The sequence below is a fragment of the Pseudomonas sp. Pme6b genome (assembly GCF_058129925.1).
Map to the genome: position 1 here is coordinate 5,419,912 of NZ_CM176704.1, position 20,538 is coordinate 5,440,449.

The following is a 20,538-nucleotide window of genomic DNA, read 5'->3' on the forward strand; positions in this document are numbered from 1 at the left end:
AGCCGTCAGAAATGGAGACTTACACTAAGCTGGCCGCAGGATCATCAGACACTATATAGGCTGAAGAAGGCAATAGCGGATGAGGGCTTGTTCAACACTTTGTTTACCTCCTAATACGAGCAATATGACGATGAAGGTAATACCATCTGAATCCATCACCTCGTAAAAGATCCGGTATCCGTCAGTGTTCAGCTCACGATAGTGCAGTACACCCAGCTCACTCAATTGAGGGCTGACCGGGTAGCCCAACGGGGTAGACAGGAGCTTGTCTTGGATGGCATCGATAAGGGTATCTATGCGTTGAGCAGCTGATGAGAATCCCTGATGGACAGCCAGGTGTTCAACCTGATCCTCAAGGCTTTGCTGGGCAACATCGGTAAAGCGCAGTGCAAACGTATTCATTAATGCTCCTATTTATTTCTGGGTAAACCTCCTGCTCAATCGGGCTTTGAGTTCGTCAGTGGAACAGTGCTTGCCTTGGGAGTACTCGCGGGAGCTGATTGCCAGGAGCTTCACCAAGGCGATTGACTCATCGCGGCGCTTACGATCAGCGTAAGACTCCACCACGTAGGCCGGGACACCATTTTGCGTGACGACCAATGGCTCATCGAGAGGCAGGTCGGCTGCGTTGCGTTTCAGAAAACTGATTGTTTCAACTCGCATGAGTTGAGACCTCCTTCATGTTTGTATTTGCACCGCGATAAACTGGTGCATAACGCTTGGTTGTCTTAGGCCGAGGATCACCTAAGCTAATGTTAGAAGCCCAAATATAGACCAAATATAGGCTCTTTACTAGTTTTATTTTTCCTTCAGAGTCAAGACCATTGTTTGGTAATGCAAAAATATCACACCGTGTAATTTTTATGGTTACTGGTGATAAAATAGGTTATCACCACTTATTGCGGCCTTTTCCGAATCGTGTACGCTGCTGGGTACTGGCGTCGTTTTGGTGACTGGAATGGTGATACGTGATCGCTAATAATCCGATTGATGGTTGTACATGCAGGAAGTGACGAAAGTAGTCTCCGGCGACCACCGCAGGCTATCGGCGGTCGAATTTCAGCAGTTGGCCAGAGTTCCGTCAGCGGTCGAGTGGTTTGCCAACCTCGACAATCCGCGCACACGCCGTGCCTATCAAAATGACCTGACGGATTTCTGCTCCTTTATAGGGCTGGCCAGCGCCGATGACTTTCGCCAGGTCACCCGATCGCACGTATTGGCCTGGCGCGCCGATCTGGAACAACGCGGCCTGGCCGGGGCCACCATCCGGCGCAAACTGGCCGCACTGGCCAGCCTCTTCGATCACCTCCTGGATAACAATGCCGTCGCTGGCGGCAACCCGGTGCATGGCGTCAAACGGCCTCGGATTGAGACCAACGAAGGCAAGACTCCGGCACTCGGCGATCACCAGGCCAAGCAGCTGCTAGAGGCTCCGGACACTGAAACGCTCAAGGGATTGCGTGATCGGGCTATTCTGGCCGTGCTGCTGTACCACGGCCTGCGTCGAGAAGAAGCGGCACAACTGACGACCGGCGACTTGCAGGAGCGGCGTGGCATTAAACACCTGCGGGTGCATGGCAAAGGCAGCAAGATCCGCTTTTTGCCGCTGCATCCCATGGCCGCCGAGCGCATCCACGCGTACCTGGAACAGGATGTTGAACGAGACACCGCGCCGGGTCCGCTGTTTCGCTCGCTGCGCGGTACTACCACCGGCGCCGGCATTACGGCCAACGGCATCTATACCGTTGTCGAGGCCTATGCCAAGAAGGCCGGCATCGTCGTCGAGCACCTGGGCGTGCATGGCCTGCGCGCAACGGCGGCGACCAACGCCCTGGAGCACGACGCCGATATCGCCAAAGTACAGATGTGGCTGGGGCACGCGAACATCAGCACCACCCGCCTTTATGACCGGCGCGGTCAGCGGCCGGAGGATTCGCCGACGTTTAAAGTGAAGTACTGACGTGGCTTGATACGGACTGAGTTCAGCGGCGGCAAGCTGTGAAACGGCTTAAAAAGTATTGGGGATGGGAGATCTGCATGCCAAGAATTTGCCATTCAGCTTCATGCCTGTGTTGGAAAAAGACCTGGATGTTTAGACCCTGTAACTAGGTTGTGCAGAGCCACGCTTGCTTTGTGAATGAGTACAGACACACCTTTCAAATCCTCCACCGTTGTAGGGACAAATGTGACTTTGAAGCTTCCTCGTGCACTCACCGAAGACAGCAAAAGATTCGCCGTCTCAGTGTCATAGTGAAGCGAACCATGCACATATATGTTGCGTGCCTTTGCCGCTTTATTCATGGCTGCTATTACCGCCTGGTAGTCTTTCAATCCTGGATGTGAATCTTTTAGAATGTCACATAGCGTTCCAAAGGCATCCTGCTTTTGCTTGAAGTTCATATGTGTAGTGATTATTTGTGGTCTAGCGTCGTCAGGGTCATTGATACCTAACAACTTTTTTATATAGATATTCAAGCTACCTTCAAGGACCGACCAGGTTGCAGCTATGCGGCCTAGCTCAAGAAGATAGTAATCTGGCAAAGGCCAATCTTTTGGCATTTCGAGAAGTGACTTTTTTTGGCTATTGGGCATTTTTTTTCCGTGACTACGAAACCCGGGGCGATTCAAAAAGCCTGTTAATTCAGCGAATGTTTCAGGTGAGTGACCCTAAACAGCCAGTAAAACTACCCCGGCGCGGCGGTCGTCGCGCGGGAAGTTAGTCTCTGAGCGAATACGCCGGTTCAACTAAAATTTCTCTTGATCGCTGAATATCATGCGTTGAGGATCCAGCCCCCACCCCAATTTATGACCGCTATTTAGTATAATTACAATGATACAGTTATAACAGTAAAATATACTATGGGGGGGGGGGGGGGTATACGTAACCCAGACGTACTGTAAATATGAAGCTTTTCCACCGTAGCTACGACGCATGGTCCTGTTGGTTTATATGCATAGAGAAAATCAAGCCGATCAGCTTGGCAATTATTTCTAAAGTGCTAATCACATCTGGGTCATCCAGCACCGCTGGCTGTGAATCGATAGCACAAAGACTACCAAATAGCGATCCGTTGGAAAAAAAGATAGGTATCGCTATGTAGCTTTCGAAGCCATAACGGCTCACGTTCGGATGATCACGGTATTTTGGATCCTGGCTCAACCTCGGAATCACTAAAGCCTTATGATCAAAACGCATTGCATTGCAAAGACTAGACTCCAAAGCAAAAGCATCACCTGGTTCGATGCCGAAATGCACCGCATCATGAACTGCACAGGCAACCCAGTCGCTTTCTGTAAATTTGGCAATGGACACGAACCTCATCTGAGTAAGGCGGCTGACGAGTTGCAATGTGCTTGCGGTGGCTTCGATTTCAGCGATAGCAGAATTTTCAGCTTTGGTAATCAGGGGGTTATCTGCGTTGGTATTGGAAAATCTCATGTTCATCCTGGTGTATTGTCTCAGATAAAGCTTTCTTTTAGACCGCTCCCAGCGCCACAGCACCGCAGGCTTGTCGGACGTTCGTAAGATATCTTAACCGTTTCGTACAGCAGAAGTCCCGAAAGGTTTGTGGCAGAGCTGCAGCGCAAGCGTTATGTTAACTCAACGTCTTTTGAACAGCCGTCAGGAAGGTGCTCCGCGAGCTTGCCTTGCCAAGACTCCTGTTGCTTCGTAGCGCGCTCGCACAACGCCAACCATATGCATTAGGGCGTAGAACCTATCGTTCGACGGGGCCAGCTTGGGGCACCGCTCATTTGCCAGGGCCGCGGTTTTATGGGTATGGATTTTTTACTATTAATTAGTAGGCTTGACGACGTTTCCAAGAATGCTTCTTAGTCTCAATTTCGTCCCCATTTGAGGAATTTTTGATACTGAGACCAAGAGTTGAAAACTTTGAGATCAGCTGTAGGGTTGTCAATATTACCACTTAGCTCCACGAGAAAAACACCATTACCTGTCTGGATGATGCTCTTAGCCGTTTCACTAATAGATCCATAGGATAGAAGGTAGCCAAGAGAAGTAAATCCGATGATGGAGCCTTTGTGAGCGACAGATGCGTTGAGCAAAGGTTCCACTGGAGCGTCAGCAATCATCAGCATAAGAGCGCTTAAATGATGCATCTCGTCATCGAAACCATCGGTGAGTTTTTTGCAAATTTTTAAAACATCAGTTACATGAGATTTGGGGATCTCGTTTTTATGGGCGAACAAGCCATAAGTCGTCAGCAGAACGGTGCCAATGGCAGGTAGATTCTTGGGGTAGTATTTATAGGTTTGCATAGTAACCTCTAAAATTGGAGAGCCTATGGATTTTGAAAAAAGGACTACAACAGCCTCTCTTACACTCATCTTTTGCTGCGCTTTAAAATGGATTACAGGTTTCTAGCTACCATATTTAAAAACTTTTCACATTTCCAGAAATGTGGGTTTTTAATTGCATATTCAGAGATTTAGTTCAATGATCAGTCAAGCCTGATAGCTATTATTGATCTGTATCAAAAAGTCACTGAATTTATCGATGACTGTGGCTACGATGTAGAAGCCTCAGGACCTGCTGTTTCACTCAGACCAGGACACCCAATATGGGAGCCGACAGTTTCGCCAGCGGCTTTGGCGATACCGCATACGCCAGAGCATGAGTCGCCGAGGTAATTGCTATGACAACTCGCCGATGGAGAGTGTATTCCGCAGTTTGAAAGCTGAGTGGATACCGACTGTGTGGGCTACACGACAGCCCAAGGGGCTCAGCGGGATATCAGTCATTATCTGATGCATCGTTACAACTGGATTCGACCACACCAGTACAAAGGTGGACTGGCGCCCGCTCAACCTTAACGTCGTGTCCGGGATCAGTTGACCACTACACAGAACGTCGCAATGGCCCCGTTTTTAGACGCCGATGTGGCGTGAGAAAAGCGTTTCACCAGCCTCAACGCCACCTCGGCATCACGCAGAGGTGACTTTTGGGGACGATTGCCCTTTATAGAAACTTTGAAATTCCTATACATCAAGCCGCTACAACTTCCACCACTTGCTTTTCTTTTTCTTCTGTTCGACGGGCGGCTCGGGAACTGACCTGACACTGCTTTCTGCTGGCGCTTGATCCGCTGGGGCAAGACGATCCCTGATGAAGTCGCGGTCTGGCTTGATATCGCTCAGGTCCTTGCCGCCCGCGTAATCGAACATGCCGTCGATCACCCTGTGAGCCAACACCTCTATACCGGTCAGCACATGATCGCCGCAAGAATAACCGTCCGGCTGTATGGCGGTGGGCATTTTATAGACTTGCGAAGCATCAAGGCCCAGGCGCCAGGCTGCCATTTGGGCATGCCAGTGCTGATGTGGATGCGGAGTTCCCATGGAATCGTAATGGTAGGCTGCAGGCGAGTGGTTATCTCGACGGTCGACGACGAGAAGCGACCAATGGACGTTATCTCGGTTGATGGGCATGAACGCGATGGGTGGGGCAGGGTTGACTGCGTCTCCGACTAGACGGCGCAACGCAACGTTTCTCTGTGCTTCATCCTCGGAGTTCAGCATAGTGACTATTTGCGAGTCGGCAAAGTGGAGTAAATGGGCATTGGACTCCTCTTGCAATCGGCGAGCGAGGTCGTTGGTGTAGGCGTGCAAATGTCCGTCTAGCAGCCACGAAGTCTCAGTCACTTGAGGCAGCTCGGGGTCTTCGACGTCCTGGGTAAACGGCAGATTGTCCACATCGATCCTCTCGGGACTCATGGGGGGCAGGGCCGAGTGCTCCATTGTAGCCTGAGTGCCATAGTCCCCATAGGTGCTCCACGGCTGCTCTTGCTGGGGCGTATTGAGGTCGAATTCGCGGCCGTAATCACTCAGGGAGGAGAGTCCGTTGAAGGTCGAAGCTGGACTTTGAGGGGGGTATTGCGGCGTATCTGGATTCCAGCCCCAACCTGACCACTCTGAATTTGGCAACGTAAAAGAGGAGTGACTAGGCTCTTGTACCGCTTCTACTGAGAAGGGTGGAAATATTTCACGCAATTTCATTAGCAGGGTTACAACCGTTTTGGCATTAGAAGAGCTTTTGTTGTGCGTCCATAAATCCCTATACGTATCCAACTCTGGATCGTGAAGAAGAGTTGACAAGCTTCCTTTTCCCTCCTCCTTAAGCCACGCGCTGAATGAGCGTAGTACAGACGCGTACTTGTCAACGCTCGTTCTTCCATGAGGATCACGATTCGTTTTTTTTCCGGCTTTACTATTTTTTATTACCAAGGCATCGTTAGCAATTTTTTGGTAGTGCGAGATTAACGTTTGGTCCTCGTCTGGGATATTACGGGTATCACGTTGCTTCTTTAGGCGAACTTTACTACCAAGGTCATAGTTTCGCATGTGTTGCAACGCCGCGCTACATTGGTGACGGCCTGGCAAACAGCTGAACTTCAGCACATCTCCCGTCAATTCGTGGGAATGGAGATAGTCCGGATCACACAGCCCCGGCTTTTCTTGTGCTGCGAGCCAATGACTGAGCGCGCGCAAAGTTGATCTATATGAGGAAGTAGTCTGGTTTTCGTCGGAAAACACTTGATCGATTAACCATTCGTCTAAATCTGAACTTTTTGTTTTGAAAGGCAGAATAGCACTAACCCCGTGTTTGTTAGATTCAATACGTCGTAAGTGACCTATAATTGCCAGCGTATCACTGCGATTGTTTTGAAACGCATACTGTTTTAAATCGCTTTCAAGACTATCAGAGAATAAACGTGCGTTAATCGCTGGCATGTGCTGTCGCTGAAGATAGTCACTAATAGAGATCAACTGATTTTTATAAAAGTCCACGGTGTTAGAGTTGCTACCACCTAGCAGAGCACCCTCGCAAAATCTTTCAATGAGTGCTATATCCTCACAATAGGGGACTTTTCTAGAGCTGTATCGATACTCAGTATCCTCAAGGTGATCTGGAACAAATTGAACCTCCGTTACATATCTTGTCTCAGACTTTTTTGAAAAGCGGCGCTCAACCTGCGTTTGTAGTTCTGCTTGATCTACGAGCCGCCTGCCCTGAGACTCAGCTTGCTGAATAGAATATCGCTGTCTTTGCGGCAGGTCGTGCGCGCCCCCCCCATCGGGTTGGACTGAGGATGTTGTATCAGAAGAAAGAAACTCATGAAGTTTACTTTGCGTTTCCTGGAGTCTCTGATAAGCGTCCAAGCTTTTGCTCCAATTATTAAAATTCCACATATATTCCTCCTGGTTGATGGCAATTCTGTCAGAAAATCTCTCTGAGATGTTAAAATAATTTTGTATTATTCTTGCTGTGATACCCATAGACTTTTCTGTATTGGGGTTTTCCGTAATTTTAGCGCCGATACTGGTTTGCCATTAGAAAGCCATAAATAATAATCAACAGGTTGATTTGAATTTTAATATTCGCATCTCTTAAGCAAGACAATCATTAGTAGGCCTCTCCAGCGATTAGGTTCCACCAGCAGTGGGCCAGTTTTTCTCGCTATTGACTTGGATCAAAAAAACCGAAAAAAAGAGGTTGCAGGAGGGCAAGGAACAATGGAACGGCCAACCGACTTAAGGTAGTAACGGTCCGCGCTCTTCTCAGGATTTGCGCCGTTATTGCCTTTCCGAAAGAGGATTGTCCAACGGACGCTCAGCAAGAAACAGCTTAATACCCGCAGATACACACCATCAGGTGTCTCATTTAGCGGGTACTCCATTTGTTGCAGTGAAGGGAGGTCTCACGCTGCGCTAGTGTACCGTCTCAAAATTAACTTCTCTCATGCCTGCGTGGTCATTGCCGCGCGGGCTCGCTGTATTTTGTTCAAAATATCCTCTCCCTTAGGGAAACTCTGAAAAAGACTTCCTAATTTGGCAAAATCTCCGGACACCAGTCGCCGAGCTTTTCGATGATGAAACAGATGACCTTCGCCGACGCCGAGTATGCCGGCAAGCGCAAGCAGACCCGTAAGGAATTGTTCCTGATCGAGATGGATCAGGTGGTGCCCTGGAAAGGTTTGATTGCCCTGATTGAGCCCTATTATCCAAAAGGAGAAGGTGGCCGGCCCGCCTACCCACTGATGGCGATGCTGCGTGTTCATCTGATGCAGAACTGGTTCGGCTACAGCGATCCGGCGATGGAAGAAGCGCTGTATGAGACGACCATCCTGCGTCAGTTTTCAGGCCTGAGCCTGGAGCGAATTCCAGACGAAACCACCATTCTCAACTTCCGTCGTCTGCTGGAAAAGCACGAGTTGGCGACCGGGATTCTCGGCGTAATTAATGGTTATCTGGGCGACCGTGGCTTGTCGTTGCGTCAAGGCACCATCGTTGATGCCACGCTGATTCACGCGCCCAGTTCGACCAAGAACAAGGATGGCAAACGCGATCCTGAGATGCATCAAACCAAGAAAGGTAACCAGTACTATTTCGGCGCCAAGGCTCACATCGGCGCCGACGACGAGTCAGGCCTGGTGCACAGCGTGGTAGTAACAGCGGCCAATGTGGCAGACGTCACGCAGGTTGGCGAACAGATAAGCACAGTGCGGCTGCGCCGCACCGAACACCGCAATAACCCTGGCTAACGCCGTCTCGGTGCCTGCGCGCATGTCCATCGACTCGGTGGCGAGCCAGATGGAGTCGATGCGAATCATCGCAGAAGGTCTCGAAGAAAGGTCGCGCAAGCGGCAGCATTTTCCGTTGGCCAGTTCACTTTGACGGTGCCGCGCGGGTGCTGGATCTCAACGCAGATATTTGGCGATGCGGATTGCGAATTTGCTCCAGCCAGCTGCATGGGCAACGGAATGAAAGCAGGTTGCAGCGCCGTATTTTGCTGCGTGTGTAACTGAATCCATTTGTGGACGAGGTTTGCGTTGAGGCTATGGCTGAGCGCGATGCTGGCAATCGAAGCACCGGGCTGGGCACACTCTTGAATGACTTGGGGTTTAAAGGACTTGGAGTAGGAACGGCGTGTTGGCTGCATGAAATACCCGCTTAAAAGGCTAGAACTGGTGCCCACTTAAATTTAAGTGCACACCATGTCTTGGCTTTGCAGGGCTGGGTAGATGACTTGGCCGGACGCATACGTCTAACCTGCTCAAAAGTGCGACGTAGCTAATCTGCAGAACGGCTATGTGCCAGGGCAATCAATAAAATAGGCGTCCTTGAATGGACGCCTGATACTGTACTGTACGTTTCGTATTGAACCGCCCCGGGTTTCTCGGAGACCCTTTTGTTTGAGTCATGCCACCTGGGCAGACTCGGTGAGTTGCTGATAATAGATTGCTTCTGCTTCGACCGGTGGAATATGACCGATTGGCTCCAGCAGGCGGCGGTGATTGAACCAGTCCACCCATTTCAGGGTTTCCAGCTCCACCGCCCCCCGTGTGGGCCAAGAGCGTCGATGAATCACTTCAGCCTTGTAAAGACCATTGATGGTCTCAGCCAAAGCATTGTCGTAAGAGTCACCGACACTCCCGACCGATGGCTCAATACCGGCTTCGACAAGACGCTCGGTATAGCGAATGGACACGTACTGCACGCCACGGTCACTGTGGTGAATGAGTCCACCCTGCTTGACTGGGCGACGGGCGTAAAGGGCTTGCTCCAGTGCATCGAGTACAAAATCGGTACGCGCTGAACTGGACACCTTCCAACCGACGATGAATCGGGCAAAGACATCAATGATGAAGGCCACGTAAACAAAACCCTGCCAGGTACTGACGTAGGTAAAGTCCGATACCCATAGGGCGTTCGGGCACTCAGCCACAAACTGACGGTTGACATGATCCTGCGGGCACGGCCTGGCTTGGTCGCTGACCGTCGTCTTGACGGGCTTGCCGCGTACCACGCCTTGCAGGCCCAGCTCTCCCATCAGACGTTGCACCGTACAGCGGGCGACTTGCAGTCCGTCACGCAGCAATTGTCGCCAGACCTTGCGCACGCCATATACCTGGAAGTGCTCATCCCAGACTCGCTGGATGTGCTCACCCAGTTCCTGGTCACGCTGCGCACGCGCTGACTGCTGGCTGGGGTCAGCCTGCTGAGCAGCGTACCGGTAGTACGTCGACGGGGCGATTGGCAACACCTTGCAAATCGGCTCGACCCCGTAAGACTGGCGGTTTTCATCAATAAACGTCTTCATCGTTTGAATGGGCGGTCGAGCTCCGCCTGGGCAAAATAGGCTGAGGCCTTACGCAAGATCTCGTTAGCTTGACGCAACTGACGGTTCTCACGCTCCAAGAGCTTGACTCGCTCACGTTCGACTGTGCTCAGCCCATCACGCTGGCCGCTGTTGCGCTCAGATTGGCGAACCCACAGCCGTAATGTCTCGGGCGTGCAGCCGATCTTGGGGGCAATGGCACTGATGGTGGCCCACTGCGACTCGTACTCAGGAAGGTGTTCGAAAACCATCCTGATGGCCCGCTCACGGACCTCTGGGGAATACTTCGGTAGTTTTTTCATCGCTCCATCCTCTCAAAGGTTGGAGTCTCCGAGAAACCCGGGGCGGTTCATATAATCGGCCTCGAATCAGTTTTTTTCCGGTGCTTTTATGTAATTGGGTACATCAGAAGAAGGGGGTTGATGCCGATCCTCAGTAGATCGGGCTTGATTAGCCTCCGAGTAGTCCTTCTCAGCCTTCGCTTTTTCATCAGCTGCCTGCTGTTTATCTCCCTGAGCCTGCTTCTGCAAGAATGTCTCTTCGTGCTTACCGGCATCCTGCACATGATCTTCAGAAGTTTTCTCACATCCGGCAACCAACAGTGCAGCACCCACCAGCAGGGGGAACAGAAATACTTTTTTCATTCAATAACACCTTAACGATAGGAATAAGTCTATCGATCTCACAGCTGTCGATTCGTTCCATAGATTTGAGTCTGTTAACACCATCTGCAAACCCGTACGGATTCGATCCTTTGGTGACGCGGGAGGGGCCGTAGTGACTGCATTGGAGCGAGTTGACTGGAAGTATAAGTGAGGGCTACGGCACGATAGGATCACGCGACGGGTAAAATTTCCTGTTTGAGAATTAATTCAGCGCATATGGCCTTACAATCTAATGACTAAACGGCTCACTCCTACGCCGTCCTGACGGTCGCGCCGAGGACAAAAAATCGCCCGCGGCCTTGGATACGACCTTGGGTTTTGTCTACACCCTCTTAGGGATGGAACCCGCGAACATTATCTGAATGAATGAACTTCACGATCTGGGCAGCCATCTGTCTGGGGTACTGATACATCATCGCATGACCGCCATTCCGGTAGCTGGTCAGAGTAGATTTGGAAAAAACCTTATGAAGAGAGTCTGAGTTTTTAGGCGACAGTACGGTATCGTCTTGCCCGGCTAAAAGTAATACCGGGAAAGTAATTTTCCGGAGGTCGTGGTAAACCGAATCACTTCTTAACCACTTCCGCATGATTTCTTCTTGAGCTTGCGCCGCAGAGGCTGAAACGGAAGCGGGCTGGTATCCCTGCGGCGAAAACATATCCTGAATGAAGCATTTCTCTGCACGATGGACAGCAGGCTCAGGAAAAAGCAAACGCATGACAGCTGAAAAATGCGTCGGCCCTTTGCCTGATAAAGTTCTGATTACGGAAGGCGGCGGCCCCTCCCCCAAACGGCCGGGGGCCATAGCGTTTATCAATACTAGACGGCGGACGTCTTGAGGCGCATCCAGAGCAAGTTGCTGAGCGACAGCGCCGCCCATTGACCACCCCACAACAGTCACGTCTCTCAGCCCTAACGATGAAATTAACTTTGCAGCATCGTCGGCCATATCTTTTATTCCGTAACGCACAGCCGCGGAGATCGAACGGCCAACTCCACGGTTGTCATAAACAATTATTTCATGACGCTCAGCAAGTGTTTCAAGAAAATAGACGTTCCATTCAGAAATGGTGGCACGGTAGCCGGTTAAAAAAACGATGGGGCTGCCATGACCGAATCGATAATAAGCGATGCTGCCATTCGACGTATTGATGATTTGTTCACGGACACTCGCGATTTTGTCAGGGCGAAGCTTGTACGTACCGCACACCATACTGTCTGGATAGTCTACTGACCCTGCTCGTGCACTCAGCCCTCCATAAAAACTGAGCACAACGGCAACGCATATTTGCATATATACCAAGGTCCAGCCCAGGCTCTTTGTCCGCATACCCTGCTCCCGAAACTTGCTGGCATTTTTATTATTCAGCATAAGTCTATCCTCTTTAACGTGACAGCGATTTACTGGTCTTGCCGCTGCCGATCCGAACACCAACTCCCAGCTAGTCGATCCCGCTACTCGGTGCGTGAACTCTCGCAGCGACAGGCATTTTAAAGCACTGAGAGGATGCTGCTTGCTGCAAGGCCCGACGGCACCCTCGAATCGTGCAGCGTCGTTTCCCAATCCGGTTTGGTATGTACGCCACATAATCACGCTTGATCGATTTCAGCAAGGCTAAGGAATGATCCAGCGTTAGAAGGGTGTAGACAAAATTCATGTCGTAGGCCAGCGTGCGAGCATCCGTGCTTCAGCAAGCCAGACCCCAGAACCTGCTCACAGCAAACAGGCGATCCTGGCGCACGATCAGTCATCGAGCCCGTTCTCATTCTAGGCGTGAGTGCGTTTTACTACCAACGCTGGCGCATCAACACGAAGCCGGTTTTAAGAGGTAAAACCGTGAACAGGTCGCCTTGCTGCGAGCCCCAGTGCCCTGTCGTTATACTGGTCGGTCCGCGGACTATTTGGGGAGCCTAGAGAATTCGGAAAAAATCGTACTACAAGGGCTTCCCCATTGAGCACAAGCCCAATAGTTTCTGTTTGACTCCGCTGCATATGCCGGATCGACGTAAGAAGGTGAAGGACTGCGGTACTACAAACGGTCATCTTGAGCTGATCGCTCGGACCCTGATGAAAGACGCACGTGAGGGCCTCGTTCGCTAACCGGGACTGAATTTCCCATACGATTTTTCAGGTATCCCCCACGCAGGTCCAACCCGCTTCACATCAACGACGGCAGTGCACATTGATCCTTTTATCCGCTCATGATCCTCGCCCTAACGCCTTACAAGGTGATCAGTCATGACCTCTGGTGTTTACGCGCCCGTTGGTTCTGCCTGTTCAGGCTTGAACGTGTCGCCGTAATGCAGAACGGCCCAGGCCATCCTCGCATTCTTGGCGGCAATCGCCACGGCCGCACGCCAGTAACCCCGTCGCTCCATGAGGTTGCGGATCCAGCGACTGAGAGGGTCTTGCTTATCGCCCAGGTTGGCCATGACAGATCGAGCTCCAAGCACCAGTAGACTGCGTAAATAGGCATCCCCGGCTTTGGTGATACTCCCCAGGCGCTGCTTGCCGCCGCTACTGTATTGGCCTGGCGTCAAACCGAGCCAGGCAGCCACTTGGCGTCCGTTTCTGAAGTCGTGCCCATCTCCAATACTGGCCACTAAAGCACTTGCAGTGGTCGAGCCAACCCCACGCAATTGCAGCAGCCTACGGCTACGATCATCTTCGCGAGCGATCTGATTGATGGCTCGATCAAGTTCCACCAGCCGATCCTCGATATGGCTGGTGTGCTCCAACAGTTCACTCATGCACCGTCTTGCCCAGCCAGGCAAGGTGTCCAGACAGGGACCAATCTCTTTTCTCAATCGCTCTGGGCTTTGTGGCAGGACCACGCCGAATTCAGAAAGTAATCCGCGCAGTCGGTTGTACGTAGAGGTGCGTTCTTCGATGAATCCCTGGCGGGTTCGATGAAGGCAAAGAGTGGCCTGCTGATGCTCGTCTTTAACAGGGACAAACCGCATGCTGGGTCGGGTCACTGCCTCACAGATCGCGGCAGCATCTGCGGCATCGTTCTTGCCGCGCTTACCCGACATTCGATAAGGCGAAACGAGTTTAGGAGCCATCAACTTGACCGTATGGCCGTGCTCGGCGAACACCCTCGCCCAATGATGAGCGCCTGAGCAAGCCTCCATACCAATCAAGCACGGGGGCAACTGGGCGATCAATGGCACCAGTTGATCCCGCGCAACCTTGGGCTTCACCAAGGTGGCTTTACCAGCCTCATCGACGCCGTGAACGGCGAATACGGCCTTGGCTAGATCGATTCCCACGGTAATAATTGGCATGGACTTCCCCTCCTGTGGTTTTGATGCAGGTTTGACACTTCATCATGGCACTTCGATGCCGATTCGCGACTTTCGCCGCGCCCTCTGGACGGGGAAGTCCCTTTCATTCGCTAAGGTTTTCCTATGCGGCGGTGCCGCTGCTCAGGCGCCTTGCTATTGAGTACAAAGCGCTGCGCTCTGCGATGGCATCTGGTACATGCTGAAATTCCCGCCGTGGGCCTAAATAGGTGTCACCGCCACTGTAAAAATGACCCCCTAACGCCAACCTAGAATTGACCCCCCTGGGTAAAACTGGCGGCTTTGAGCTGCCAATATGTTGACCCAGGAGCAGTCTGTGGAAATTAAAGTGTTGGCCCGTCAGGGCCATGGCATCAAATTCATCGCCCGTGAGCTGGGTATTTCGCGTAACACCGTGCGCAAGTACCTGCGAAAGGCCCGGTCGCTACCCAGTGACAAGGTGAGACCCGCACGTCCGTGCAAAATCGACCCCTTCAAGGACTACCTGCACGAGCGTATTGAGGCGGCGCGCCCACACTGGATTCCGGCGACCGTCCTGCTGCGTGAGATCACGGCATTGGGGTACAGCGGCGGCGTCAGTCGTCTGAAGGCTTATATTCGCCCCTTCAAACGTAAGGCAGAAGAGCCGGTGGTACGTTTCGAGACACTGCCCGGCAAGCAGATACAGGTGGACTTCACCACCATTCGACGAGGCCGTCAGCCGCTTAAGGCGTTCGTGGCGACACTTGGTTTTAGTCGAGCAAGCTTTGTCCGTTTCTCCGAGCGAGAGGACAGCGAAGCCTGGCTGACAGGGCTTCGGGAGGCGTTCGCTTACTTTGGCGGCGTGCCCGAGCAGGCATTGTTTGATAACGCCGGAACCATCATCACCGAGCGAGATGCTTTTGGGGAGGGCCAGCACCGTTGGCATCCCCGATTGGCTGCGCTGGCCGATGAGTTTGGTTTTATTCCCAAGGTCTGCCGCCCTTACCGTGCCCAGACCAAGGGCAAGGTTGAGCGCTTCAACGGGTATCTGAAGGGCAGTTTCATTACCCCGTTGGCCGCTACGCTCAAGAGTGCGGGTCTGACGCTGGATGTGGTGACGGCCAACGCACATATCGGCCAATGGCTCGACGAAGTCGCTCATCAGCGGATTCACGGCACGACGGGTGTTCAACCGGCGGTACGTCTGGCCCAAGAGCAGCAGGTACTATTACCACTGCCAACACAGAGCCTGCGCCCACAACCCGCCCAAGGCCTACGCCTGGGACGGGTCCTGCCGTACGAGAGCTTGCAGCATCCGCTGTCGGTTTATGAGCAACTGCTGGAGGTGAGAGCATGAACCTTCAACATGCTCGCCTGACAGAACTATGCAAGGGGCTAAAGCTTGAGCGCGTCGGGGTGGACTGGCCGCACCTGGCCCAACAAGCAGCAAGCGGCGAAGACAGCTTTGCCGACTTCCTCGAAAAGCTGCTGGCTGCCGAGACCGATGCCCGAAGTGAACGCTCTCGACAGGCCCTGCTGAAAACTGCCGCGCTGCCCGCTGTGAAAACGCTGGAGCAATACGACTTCGCGTTTGCCACCGGCGTCCCCCGGGCACAGCTCCAGGAGCTGGCAGCACTGAGTTTTGTTGGACGTGCCGAGAACATCGTGTTCCTGGGGCCTAGTGGTGTAGGCAAGAGCCACCTGGCTATCGCCCTGGCCTACCGGGCAGTGATGGCCGGTATCAAAACCCGCTTCGTCACGGCGGCTGACTTGATGCTGCAACTGACCGCTGCGCACCGCCAGGAACGGCTCAAGGAATACTTCAGTCGTGTGGTGATGGCCCCTGGGTTGTTGGTCATCGATGAAATCGGCTACCTGCCGTTTGGTCGTGATGAAGCCAACCTGTTCTTCAATGTTGTCGCCAAGCGCTACGAGCAAGGCAGCCTGATCCTCACGAGTAACTTGCCGTTTACCCAGTGGGCCGGAACCTTTGCGGATGATCAAACACTGACAGCGGCCATGCTGGACAGGCTGTTACATCATGCCCATATCGTGCAGATGACAGGTGAAAGCTATCGACTCAAGGACAAGCGCAAAGCAGGAACCAAATCTTCTCGGGCCGAACCGGCTCGAAAATATGAACCCGAGGGGGGTCAAAACTAAGTTGGCGATTTAGCACGGAAGGGGGTCACTTTTTAGTTGGCGTTGACAATGAATCACTTCAGCCTTGTAAAGACCATTGATGGTCTCAGCCAAAGCATTGTCGTAAGAGTCACCGACACTCCCGACCGATGGCTCAATACCGGCTTCGACAAGACGCTCGGTATAGCGAATGGACACGTACTGCACGCCACGGTCACTGTGGTGAATGAGTCCACCCTGCTTGACTGGGCGACGGGCATAAAGGGCCTGCTCCAGTGCATCCAGTACAAAATCGGTACGCGCTGAACTGGACACCTTCCAACCGACGATGAATCGGGCAAAGACATCAATGATGAAGGCCACGTACACAAAACCCTGCCAGGTGCTGACGTAGGTAAAGTCCGATACCCATAGGGCGTTCGGGCACTCAGCCACAAACTGACGGTTGACATGATCCCGCGGGCACGGCCTGGCTTGGTCGCTGGCCGTCGTCTTGACGGGCTTGCCGCGTACCACGCCTTGCAGGCCCAGCTCTCCCATCAGGCGTTGCACCGTACAGCGGGCGACTTGCTGGCCTTCACGCAGCAACTGTCGCCAGACCTTGCGCACGCCATATACCTGGAAGTGCTCATCCCAGACTCGCTGGATGTGCTCACCCAGTTCCTGGTCACGCTGCGCACGCGCTGACTGCTGGCTGGGGTCAGCCTGCTGAGCAGCGTACCGGTAGTACGTCGACGGGGCGATTGGCAACACCTTGCAAATCGGCTCGACCCCGTAAGACTGGCGGTTTTGGGGTTCTAATCACAAACCGCCGAAATTTCCGTCAGGCGACCTGACGATCACCCGGAAAGCTGTTTGATACGCTCGGCTAGACGGCCGAAAACCTCGTCCACGTATTCCAGAACCTTGGGGCCTGCACCCTGCCTGCGCAGCGAATCTTTGAAAGCATCCAGGTCGGACAGCCATTGCCGATGCAGGTGGCCCAGTTCGTCGCGCTGAGGCTGCAAGACTTGAGGGGGGCGCGCATGAAACGCCTGGTAGGTACGCTCAAGCGTGGCCGCCGTGGTCAGCAGTTGCTCGCCTATTTGCTTGTGCTTATCAGAGAACTCGGGCATGCCGTCATAGGGGCGCGACGCCTTTTGGCGTTCGGCTTCGGAGGCCTCTTCCATGAGCCGGGCGTAGCGGTAGAATCCAGGGAACTCGCGGGATAGCGCGATGAGTTGCTGGTCGTTGGTGCCGACCCAAATTTTGTGCAAGTCGGGCACGTACCCCATCATGCGATTGATGACGGCATACGCCTCGCTGACGCCCTGCGCGTCAAGCTGCTGCATATGCTGGTCGATCTTCTCGGCCAGTCGGCGGAATTCGTTCATGCTCATCAGTAGCCTGCCTCTTTCTGGTGCCGAAATGCCAGGATATAGACCGTATCGGCGGCCGCTTCCTGGCGGTACAGAGCCACATAGCCAGAATCCCCGAAGGCGATCACCACCTCGCGTAGCTCCGGCATTTCAGGGAATGGTCGGCCAATGTCGGGGGCTGTTTCCAGTAGCAATAATTGCCGTTCAATGGCCTGGCCAGCCCGCTTCGCAGCTTCTGGGTCCTTTGCAGCTAAGAACCGCCGGCATCGCTCAAATCCTTGCGCCGCGCCTTCTGTGACGATTACTTGTGGCACTCAGGCACCGCCTTTTCGTCTTCGGTGCCCCAAGTGTTTAACCAGGTGCGCACTTCCTGGCCGGTCAGGTGCCGACCGGTTTCCTGATAAGCAGCCCAGGAAGCTAAGGCTTCCTGCTTGAAGCTTTCACGGGCCTCCTCCCGTTCGACGTATTGTTGGATGGCTTCAAGCATGATCCAGTGCGGTGAACGGCGGCGCTGACTAGCAAGGTATTGGACGCGGCCTTTGAGCGTATCGTCGATCTTGAGCGATGTGGCCATTGATATTCTCCTATCACTTGGTGATACCTAGTAATAATTTAGCCTGCCCCGTTCTGTCCATCAAACGATCATTTGTCGGTCATTCCGGATATTGTCCGTAAATATTCTTGATTAATGAGTTTTCGGAAAATAAGATATTCGGACGGAATGACGGACAAAAGGTTAAAAAATGGCTCTAATTGGCTACGCGCGGATATCGACAACAGAACAAAACACTGCGTTACAGACGGATGCACTGGATCAGGCGGGTTGCGAGCGGGTTTTTGAGGATGTGGTTTCTGGGGCCAAGGCTGACCGGCCCGGCTTGGTTGCTGCTCTCACCTATCTTCGCGACGGCGACGTCCTGGCCGTCTGGCGGCTGGATCGGCTTGGGCGCTCCCTACCGCACCTGATCGAGACGATAGGAGCGTTGGAAGCGCGAGGCGTCGGTTTCCGATCACTGATGGAAAATATAGATACCACCACGTCAGGTGGTCGGCTCATCTTCCATGTGTTCGGGGCATTGGGCCAGTTTGAACGCGACCTGATCCGCGACCGCACCAAGGCCGGCTTAGCCGCTGCCGCCGCTCGCGGGCGAAAGGGCGGGCGCAAGCCGGTCATTACCACTGACAAGTTGCAGCAGGCACGTAAATATATCGCTAACGGGCTAAATGTCCGGGAGGCCGCTACACGCCTTAAAGTGAGCAAAACGTCCCTGTATGCAGCGCTGCAATCCACCCGTACAACCTCAAGCGTAGCGTCACAGAAATGACCTCCAAAAGCGAACGGTTGAACGTCCTATCGGATGCCGAACAAGACACCTTCGAGGATGGTGGCAAAATGCTGGATTTGGATACCTTGCTGGAGGGTATGGATTTGGGGTGACGGAAATTTCGGCGGTTTGTGATTAGAACCCCAACCTGGTGCTGTGCCCAGACACGCTTCACCTGGCTGACACTGACCCCGGCCAGTCGCGCAGTCTCCGCAATGCTACACCCACCGTTTTTAAGTGCGATGATCCGTTCATGCATAGGAATTTCAAAATGCCTATGCATCAGGCTGACGCTATGACGGAGGCGTCATGCCTTCAAAGCGATGCGTAGTAAGACGCTGATGCGTTACTTATGCAGTGAAAATACCTATAAATAAGCGTTAACGCAGGTTATTTAACCGCGAAGCTTAGGTGCGGACGCACCTTCCCCCTGTCAGGGCTTCACGTACCTCATCTGCGCGATCGCCTGAGCGTTGAGGATCAGTCCCTGCACCGTCAGCCCGCTGATTGCCGCCGTGTATACCATCCGTGCGCCACACAGCACGCAGCGGAACGGATCGACGTTTAGAAAGGCTTTGGCCATCTGCACAAAATACAGCTTCGGTGTCGGTCCTGGCGTCGCCATCTTCAATGCTTCATAGACCTTCGGCAGGTATTTCCCACACACCCGATTGGCCAGAAAACCAAAATACCGGATCATCCGGAAATGCTTTTCCGGGATGTGCTGCACCACCCGGCGCAGCATGTCGGCCTGGCTCAGCGTTTCCTGCTGATAGGTCTGCGTGCGGTGATCCAGGTAGGTAAAGCTCAACGTGGCCCCGCAGGTGTAATGGGCCAGACGACTGCCCGAGATCGGCGGTTTTTTCAGGTAGCGGCCCAGGTAATTGACGGTCTTTCGGCCGTTTTCCGTCTTCTTCGACAAGTGGATGTGCCAGTGCTGGCCACCAGCGGCCAGTATCAGACGGCGCCAGTCGCTTTCACAGTGGATGTGGGCCAGCTGCGGCGGCATCGTCAATTGCGAAAGCGGCTGTCCCAGCAGGTAATCGCGCACCAGCCACATCCAGCGCCGCCGCAGGGCCTCTTTGTGGAACGACAGATTTTTCCAGACGCCCTGCTCATCCAGGCCGCCCGCGGTCACCGACAGGTGGACGTGGGGATGCCAGTTGAGCCGCCGGCCATAGGTGTGCAGCGCACCGAAAATCCCGACGCGCAAACCGCGCCGCTTGGCGGTGTAGATCAGGTTATCGGCCGCCAGACGAAACAGCGCATCGAGCAGCCAGCGGTTGTAGAAGAACAGGGACCACAGCGTGTCGGGCAGCGTGAACACCAGATGCTGCCAGGGGCAGTCGGGCAGACGGTTGTTTTGCACGGCGATCCACTGGTCGGTGGCCTTTTTGCCGCAGGAAGGACAGGCCCGGCAATGGCAGGTGTTGCACAGGTATTTGACGTGCGGGCAATGCTCATTGGCACAGGTGTAGTGTTTGACGCCCAGTATCGAGGTGCCGCAGGCGAGCATTTTGCTGATCGACTCCACTTCGATTTGGCGCAGACCGCCGGCTTCCAGCAAATCTGCCCAGCAGCCGTTGGCCGTGAAGAGGTTTTTGAGCGGTCGAGGTTTGTAAGCAGGCGGTGCAGAGGCCAC

At 53.4% G+C, this 20,538-nt stretch carries 19 protein-coding genes, 5 pseudogenes and 1 other annotated feature; of the genes and pseudogenes, 6 read left to right on the plus strand and 18 right to left on the minus strand.

The annotated features are described in order from the left end of the window. Nucleotides 1-51: 51 nt before the first annotated feature. Together AC4ANE_RS24720 and AC4ANE_RS24725 are read right to left on the minus strand one after the other, a co-directional pair. Nucleotides 52-402: a type II toxin-antitoxin system RelE/ParE family toxin gene (locus AC4ANE_RS24720; protein ID WP_002556077.1), complete on the minus strand. Its 351-nt coding sequence runs from the start codon at nt 400-402 to the stop codon at nt 52-54. A gap of 12 nt (nt 403-414) precedes the next feature. Next, nucleotides 415-663, minus strand: coding sequence for a type II toxin-antitoxin system prevent-host-death family antitoxin (locus tag AC4ANE_RS24725; protein WP_002556076.1), 249 nt, complete (start codon nt 661-663; stop codon nt 415-417). Nucleotides 664-1,000: 337 nt separating this feature from the next. On the opposite strand from AC4ANE_RS24725, the gene AC4ANE_RS24730 reads away from it, so the two are divergent. Next, nucleotides 1,001-1,960 (plus strand): tyrosine-type recombinase/integrase, encoded by a 960-nt coding sequence (locus AC4ANE_RS24730; protein ID WP_002556075.1) that lies wholly within the window; start codon nt 1,001-1,003, stop codon nt 1,958-1,960. A 101-nt stretch (nt 1,961-2,061) separates the two neighbouring features. On the opposite strand, the gene AC4ANE_RS24735 is transcribed toward AC4ANE_RS24730, so the two are convergent. The 3 genes from AC4ANE_RS24735 to AC4ANE_RS24745 form a co-directional block, all read right to left on the minus strand. Continuing rightward, nucleotides 2,062-2,592, minus strand: a complete 531-nt coding sequence (locus tag AC4ANE_RS24735) for a hypothetical protein (RefSeq protein ID WP_031598249.1) — start codon at nt 2,590-2,592, stop codon at nt 2,062-2,064. 331 nt (nt 2,593-2,923) lie between these two features. Then, nucleotides 2,924-3,439, minus strand: coding sequence for a GAF domain-containing protein (locus tag AC4ANE_RS24740; RefSeq protein ID WP_031598251.1), 516 nt, complete (start codon nt 3,437-3,439; stop codon nt 2,924-2,926). A gap of 398 nt (nt 3,440-3,837) precedes the next feature. Further along, nucleotides 3,838-4,347: a hypothetical protein gene (locus AC4ANE_RS24745; RefSeq protein ID WP_223812328.1), complete on the minus strand. Its 510-nt coding sequence runs from the start codon at nt 4,345-4,347 to the stop codon at nt 3,838-3,840. 190 nt (nt 4,348-4,537) lie between these two features. Between AC4ANE_RS24745 and AC4ANE_RS24750 the strand changes: the two are divergent. Next, nucleotides 4,538-4,855: pseudogene (locus AC4ANE_RS24750) on the plus strand (integrase core domain-containing protein); the annotation flags it as partial. A 158-nt stretch (nt 4,856-5,013) separates the two neighbouring features. Here AC4ANE_RS24750 and AC4ANE_RS24755 read toward each other — a convergent pair. Next, nucleotides 5,014-7,296 carry a C48 family peptidase gene (locus tag AC4ANE_RS24755; RefSeq protein ID WP_200877642.1) on the minus strand — a complete coding sequence of 761 codons (2,283 nt, stop codon included), beginning with the start codon at nt 7,294-7,296 and terminating at the stop codon, nt 5,014-5,016. A 593-nt stretch (nt 7,297-7,889) separates the two neighbouring features. On the opposite strand from AC4ANE_RS24755, the pseudogene AC4ANE_RS24760 reads away from it, so the two are divergent. Beyond that, nucleotides 7,890-8,501, plus strand: a pseudogene (locus AC4ANE_RS24760) (IS5-like element ISPsy2 family transposase); the annotation flags it as partial. 125 nt (nt 8,502-8,626) lie between these two features. Here the strand turns inward: AC4ANE_RS24760 and tnpA are convergent. The 6 genes and pseudogenes from tnpA to AC4ANE_RS24790 form a co-directional block, all read right to left on the minus strand. After that, a complete protein-coding gene (gene tnpA, locus AC4ANE_RS24765) occupies nt 8,627-8,959 on the minus strand; it encodes an IS66-like element accessory protein TnpA (protein ID WP_080719056.1) in 333 nt (110 codons plus the stop codon). Nucleotides 8,960-9,217: 258 nt separating this feature from the next. Continuing rightward, a protein-coding gene (locus AC4ANE_RS24770; RefSeq protein WP_095178853.1) for an IS3-like element IS51 family transposase occupies nt 9,218-10,440 on the minus strand; the annotation gives its coding sequence in 2 pieces (ribosomal slippage) (nt 9,218-10,155 and nt 10,155-10,440; 1,224 coding nt in all). Beyond that, nucleotides 10,046-10,162 (minus strand) — a sequence feature (AL1L pseudoknot). It overlaps the preceding gene by 117 nt. A 66-nt stretch (nt 10,441-10,506) precedes the next feature. Beyond that, nucleotides 10,507-10,782 carry a hypothetical protein gene (locus AC4ANE_RS24775; RefSeq protein ID WP_032074545.1) on the minus strand — a complete coding sequence of 92 codons (276 nt, stop codon included), beginning with the start codon at nt 10,780-10,782 and terminating at the stop codon, nt 10,507-10,509. A 353-nt stretch (nt 10,783-11,135) separates the two neighbouring features. Further along, nucleotides 11,136-12,176, minus strand: coding sequence for an alpha/beta fold hydrolase (locus tag AC4ANE_RS24780; protein ID WP_057443019.1), 1,041 nt, complete (start codon nt 12,174-12,176; stop codon nt 11,136-11,138). Nucleotides 12,177-12,458: 282 nt separating this feature from the next. Continuing rightward, nucleotides 12,459-12,709 (minus strand): annotated as a pseudogene (locus AC4ANE_RS24785) (IS5/IS1182 family transposase); the annotation flags it as partial. 348 nt (nt 12,710-13,057) lie between these two features. After that, nucleotides 13,058-14,092, minus strand: a complete 1,035-nt coding sequence (locus AC4ANE_RS24790) for an IS110-like element ISPsy16 family transposase (RefSeq protein ID WP_015060660.1) — start codon at nt 14,090-14,092, stop codon at nt 13,058-13,060. Between the two features lie 313 nt (nt 14,093-14,405). Here AC4ANE_RS24790 and istA point away from each other — a divergent pair, with 313 nt between their 5' ends. Beyond that, complete coding sequence (istA, locus tag AC4ANE_RS24795; RefSeq protein ID WP_002551322.1) at nt 14,406-15,428, plus strand: IS21-like element ISPsy4 family transposase; 1,023 nt, start codon at nt 14,406-14,408, stop codon at nt 15,426-15,428. Then, nucleotides 15,425-16,234 carry an IS21-like element ISPsy4 family helper ATPase IstB gene (gene istB, locus AC4ANE_RS24800; RefSeq protein ID WP_005741073.1) on the plus strand — a complete coding sequence of 270 codons (810 nt, stop codon included), beginning with the start codon at nt 15,425-15,427 and terminating at the stop codon, nt 16,232-16,234. Before istA ends, istB begins: the two co-directional genes overlap by 4 nt. 48 nt (nt 16,235-16,282) lie before the next feature. Here istB and AC4ANE_RS24805 read toward each other — a convergent pair. The 4 genes and pseudogenes from AC4ANE_RS24805 to AC4ANE_RS24820 form a co-directional block, all read right to left on the minus strand. Beyond that, nucleotides 16,283-17,002: pseudogene (locus tag AC4ANE_RS24805) on the minus strand (IS3 family transposase); the annotation flags it as partial. Between the two features lie 50 nt (nt 17,003-17,052). Beyond that, nucleotides 17,053-17,592, minus strand: coding sequence for a hypothetical protein (locus AC4ANE_RS24810; RefSeq protein WP_002556166.1), 540 nt, complete (start codon nt 17,590-17,592; stop codon nt 17,053-17,055). Further along, the gene (locus tag AC4ANE_RS24815) at nt 17,592-17,885 is read right to left on the minus strand and encodes a type II toxin-antitoxin system RelE/ParE family toxin (protein ID WP_002556167.1); all 294 of its coding nucleotides are present in this window, start codon (nt 17,883-17,885) and stop codon (nt 17,592-17,594) included. Before AC4ANE_RS24815 ends, AC4ANE_RS24810 begins: the two co-directional genes overlap by 1 nt. Then, complete coding sequence (locus tag AC4ANE_RS24820; protein WP_002556168.1) at nt 17,873-18,145, minus strand: CopG family ribbon-helix-helix protein; 273 nt, start codon at nt 18,143-18,145, stop codon at nt 17,873-17,875. The genes AC4ANE_RS24815 and AC4ANE_RS24820 overlap by 13 nt, the downstream gene beginning before the upstream one ends. A gap of 169 nt (nt 18,146-18,314) precedes the next feature. Here AC4ANE_RS24820 and AC4ANE_RS24825 point away from each other — a divergent pair, with 169 nt between their 5' ends. Further along, a complete protein-coding gene (locus tag AC4ANE_RS24825) occupies nt 18,315-18,896 on the plus strand; it encodes a recombinase family protein (RefSeq protein WP_460408566.1) in 582 nt (193 codons plus the stop codon). 151 nt (nt 18,897-19,047) lie between these two features. On the opposite strand, the pseudogene AC4ANE_RS24830 reads toward AC4ANE_RS24825, so the two are convergent. Together AC4ANE_RS24830 and AC4ANE_RS24835 are read right to left on the minus strand one after the other, a co-directional pair. Next, nucleotides 19,048-19,155: pseudogene (locus AC4ANE_RS24830) on the minus strand (helix-turn-helix domain-containing protein); the annotation flags it as partial. Between the two features lie 174 nt (nt 19,156-19,329). Then, a complete protein-coding gene (locus tag AC4ANE_RS24835) occupies nt 19,330-20,538 on the minus strand; it encodes an IS91 family transposase (protein ID WP_460408567.1) in 1,209 nt (402 codons plus the stop codon).

Bases quoted from the DNA above. Each gene is read 5' to 3' on its own strand.
- AC4ANE_RS24720 (WP_002556077.1), bottom strand. From the start codon at position 402: ATGAATACGTTTGCACTGCGCTTTACCGATGTTGCCCAGCAAAGCCTT.
- AC4ANE_RS24725 (WP_002556076.1), bottom strand. From the start codon at position 663: ATGCGAGTTGAAACAATCAGTTTTCTGAAACGCAACGCAGCCGACCTG.
- AC4ANE_RS24730 (WP_002556075.1), top strand. From the start codon at position 1,001: ATGCAGGAAGTGACGAAAGTAGTCTCCGGCGACCACCGCAGGCTATCG.
- AC4ANE_RS24735 (WP_031598249.1), bottom strand. From the start codon at position 2,592: ATGCCCAATAGCCAAAAAAAGTCACTTCTCGAAATGCCAAAAGATTGG.
- AC4ANE_RS24740 (WP_031598251.1), bottom strand. From the start codon at position 3,439: ATGAGATTTTCCAATACCAACGCAGATAACCCCCTGATTACCAAAGCT.
- AC4ANE_RS24745 (WP_223812328.1), bottom strand. From the start codon at position 4,347: ATGAGTGTAAGAGAGGCTGTTGTAGTCCTTTTTTCAAAATCCATAGGC.
- AC4ANE_RS24755 (WP_200877642.1), bottom strand. From the start codon at position 7,296: ATGGGTATCACAGCAAGAATAATACAAAATTATTTTAACATCTCAGAG.
- tnpA (WP_080719056.1), bottom strand. From the start codon at position 8,959: ATGCAGCCAACACGCCGTTCCTACTCCAAGTCCTTTAAACCCCAAGTC.
- AC4ANE_RS24775 (WP_032074545.1), bottom strand. From the start codon at position 10,782: ATGAAAAAAGTATTTCTGTTCCCCCTGCTGGTGGGTGCTGCACTGTTG.
- AC4ANE_RS24780 (WP_057443019.1), bottom strand. From the start codon at position 12,176: ATGCTGAATAATAAAAATGCCAGCAAGTTTCGGGAGCAGGGTATGCGG.
- AC4ANE_RS24790 (WP_015060660.1), bottom strand. From the start codon at position 14,092: ATGCCAATTATTACCGTGGGAATCGATCTAGCCAAGGCCGTATTCGCC.
- istA (WP_002551322.1), top strand. From the start codon at position 14,406: ATGTTGACCCAGGAGCAGTCTGTGGAAATTAAAGTGTTGGCCCGTCAG.
- istB (WP_005741073.1), top strand. From the start codon at position 15,425: ATGAACCTTCAACATGCTCGCCTGACAGAACTATGCAAGGGGCTAAAG.
- AC4ANE_RS24810 (WP_002556166.1), bottom strand. From the start codon at position 17,592: ATGAGCATGAACGAATTCCGCCGACTGGCCGAGAAGATCGACCAGCAT.
- AC4ANE_RS24820 (WP_002556168.1), bottom strand. From the start codon at position 18,145: ATGGCCACATCGCTCAAGATCGACGATACGCTCAAAGGCCGCGTCCAA.
- AC4ANE_RS24825 (WP_460408566.1), top strand. From the start codon at position 18,315: ATGGCTCTAATTGGCTACGCGCGGATATCGACAACAGAACAAAACACT.